Consider the following 2,054-nt stretch of genomic DNA (forward strand, 5'->3'; position numbering starts at 1 on the left):
TTACTTCATATCCACCAAAACCCACGCCTCCCTGCGGGCTTCAGCGCTTTTCACAGACGACTTGTTGGTGACGGTGGCGGTGTTGTCGGCAGCCGCCGATCCGGCGCCCAGCAGCCGCAGGCCGACCGTGTCGGTGACCAGGCCATCGGCATCGACGGCGCCCAGTTCGCCCACGCTGGCAAAGCCGAGTGCGCCATCGCCGCGACCTGCGCCGAGCGAGGAAAGCACGACGTTGCCGCCGCCGGTAACGACACCCGCGCCCGTGACGCTGACCGCGACCGAGGCCGAAGGCGTGTTCGCCGCAGCCGCGATGCTGGTGTTGAGCGCGGTGGTGGTGGTCGGTTCGGTTACGCTGACGCTCTGTGCAAGCGCACTGCCGCCATTGATGGACACTAGCGCCGTGGTGATGGCGAGTGTTGCACGCCGACGGCGCAGGCGACTTTGCGTGCTAATTGAAGAACTGGACTTCATAATGCCCCCTAAATGCGATTTCAGGCTCTGGAGCAGAGACGTTTGTTGTGAATGCCTGTTTGGGCATACTTCTCTGCTTCAGCGCGATGTCATTAGGATTGTGATAAAAATAAAAGTACTTCTTTCGCCTGCGTTATTTTCACGAATTATATTCGTGCATTAATAACCGGCAAAAGATGCAGGAATAAATCGCGGATTTAAACCGCGTTACATGCTGGCGTATTGGCGTTTACAAGCCTGAGACGCCGAGCAAGCGCATACTGTTTGCCGCTGAATGGGGGAATGCGAGTCAGCGTGGAAAAGTCAGATGGCCAACAGGCGCCGCCGATGCGCGTTGCCGACGTAGCGGTCAGGCGCCGCGTGCAGCATACGCTTTGCAAGCTGCTGGAACTCGACAGCGATATGCGGGCGGAATTCGGGAGCAGTCTGCTCAGCCACGATTTCAGGCTGATCCTGCAGGCAACCGTCAGCGAGAGCCTGATCGTGAAGGACGCATCGGCATCATCGCTGCTTTCCGGCCGCGCCTTTCACCAGTTGCTCAAGCGCCTGGAGGCCGTCGGCCTGATCAGCTTTGAGCTGAATGCGCATGACCGCCGATCAAAGTCGATCACTGTCGATGAGGATCTGATCGCGCATCTTTGCGATCATCTCGGCAATTGAGCCAGACCGCGCTCCGCTGCATCCAGCCGTGCCGCTGTCTGGCTCGTCGTCTCTGACCTGTCATCTCTGGCCTGAGGTCCGCCGAATCAGGAATGTGAGGGTAATTTCAGGCCGCAACGGCCTCGCAATTGGCCGCCGCCTGCTTTTCAGGCATTTGCGCCAGACTGGAAAGGCTGTCCCACAAGTCATCGTTGAGGAACATGCGCTTCGTCCGCAGATCATTGGGCGCCGTCTTTTGCCGGATCACGCCATGGCGTTCGAGGCGCTTGGACAACTCGTAAAAGGCCCGGTCCGAAAGCCAGGAGGACAGCGCCGCTTCCTTGACGATCGTTCCGCCCTTGACCGCAAGTTGCAGGATCAGCCGGGCCTCATGGCTGAGCAGACCGTTCGGTATGATGGATCGGAGTGAAGAGTCCGCCTCAAGCAGCGACTGACAGCGCTCGGCTATGGCACGGCGATTGAAGGTACGCAGGTTCGATGTTGCGTCATTGATATCGCAGTTGATGCCCGAATAGGGCAGCAGCGTATCTTCCGTTGCTCGACTGGTCGCAAAATTCATTTAACCCCCCGGTAAAAAATGAAAATTCAATTAGGTGCGACCCTCATTGCTGCTTTTTATCAGGTTCGTTCGTACGTCATCCCATAATCATGGTATGGGTAAAAACTCCTACACATAATTACGGCTCTGTTGCAAAGATTGGCGGCAGTCAGAGGTAGGCTGTCGCTCTGCGCCGATCAGGCGGCTGCTGCGAAATGGTGGTTGAGCATGCCCATGGCCTCCGTCAGCGCCGAGGGCCCAATGCCAAAAGCTCTCTCCACAAGGCGCACCTCGCCCCTGATGCCGGGCTGCAGGCACCAGGGGCGAGCCTGTCCTTTGCGCAGGGCTCGCATGACTTCGAATCCCTTGATCGTGGCATAGGCCG

Annotated in this window: 3 protein-coding genes and 1 pseudogene; 1 reads left to right on the top strand and 3 read right to left on the bottom strand. The window is 58.3% G+C overall.

What is annotated here, in order from left to right; genetic code table 11:
• Positions 1-471: a hypothetical protein gene (locus LH128_RS24140; RefSeq protein WP_327195254.1), complete on the bottom strand. Its 471-nt coding sequence runs from the start codon at positions 469-471 to the stop codon at positions 1-3.
• 222 nt (positions 472-693) lie between these two features.
• On the opposite strand from LH128_RS24140, the gene LH128_RS24145 reads away from it, so the two are divergent.
• A complete protein-coding gene (locus LH128_RS24145) occupies positions 694-1,131 on the top strand; it encodes a MarR family transcriptional regulator (protein WP_172705160.1) in 438 nt (145 codons plus the stop codon).
• A 106-nt stretch (positions 1,132-1,237) separates the two neighbouring features.
• Here LH128_RS24145 and LH128_RS24150 read toward each other — a convergent pair whose 3' ends face one another.
• Together LH128_RS24150 and LH128_RS24155 are read right to left on the bottom strand one after the other, a co-directional pair.
• Positions 1,238-1,690, bottom strand: coding sequence for a hypothetical protein (locus tag LH128_RS24150; RefSeq protein WP_008832315.1), 453 nt, complete (start codon positions 1,688-1,690; stop codon positions 1,238-1,240).
• Positions 1,691-1,866: 176 nt separating this feature from the next.
• Positions 1,867-2,054: pseudogene (locus tag LH128_RS24155) on the bottom strand (IS6 family transposase); the annotation flags it as partial.

Source organism: Sphingomonas sp. LH128, from assembly GCF_000293195.2.
In the GTDB taxonomy this organism is placed as follows: Bacteria; Pseudomonadota; Alphaproteobacteria; order Sphingomonadales; family Sphingomonadaceae; genus Novosphingobium; species Novosphingobium resinovorum_A.

What these genes read in the sequence shown, in the direction of transcription:
- LH128_RS24140 (WP_327195254.1), bottom strand. Translation starts at nt 471, where the DNA reads ATGAAGTCCAGTTCTTCAATTAGCACGCAAAGTCGCCTGCGCCGTCGG.
- LH128_RS24150 (WP_008832315.1), bottom strand. Translation starts at nt 1,690, where the DNA reads ATGAATTTTGCGACCAGTCGAGCAACGGAAGATACGCTGCTGCCCTAT.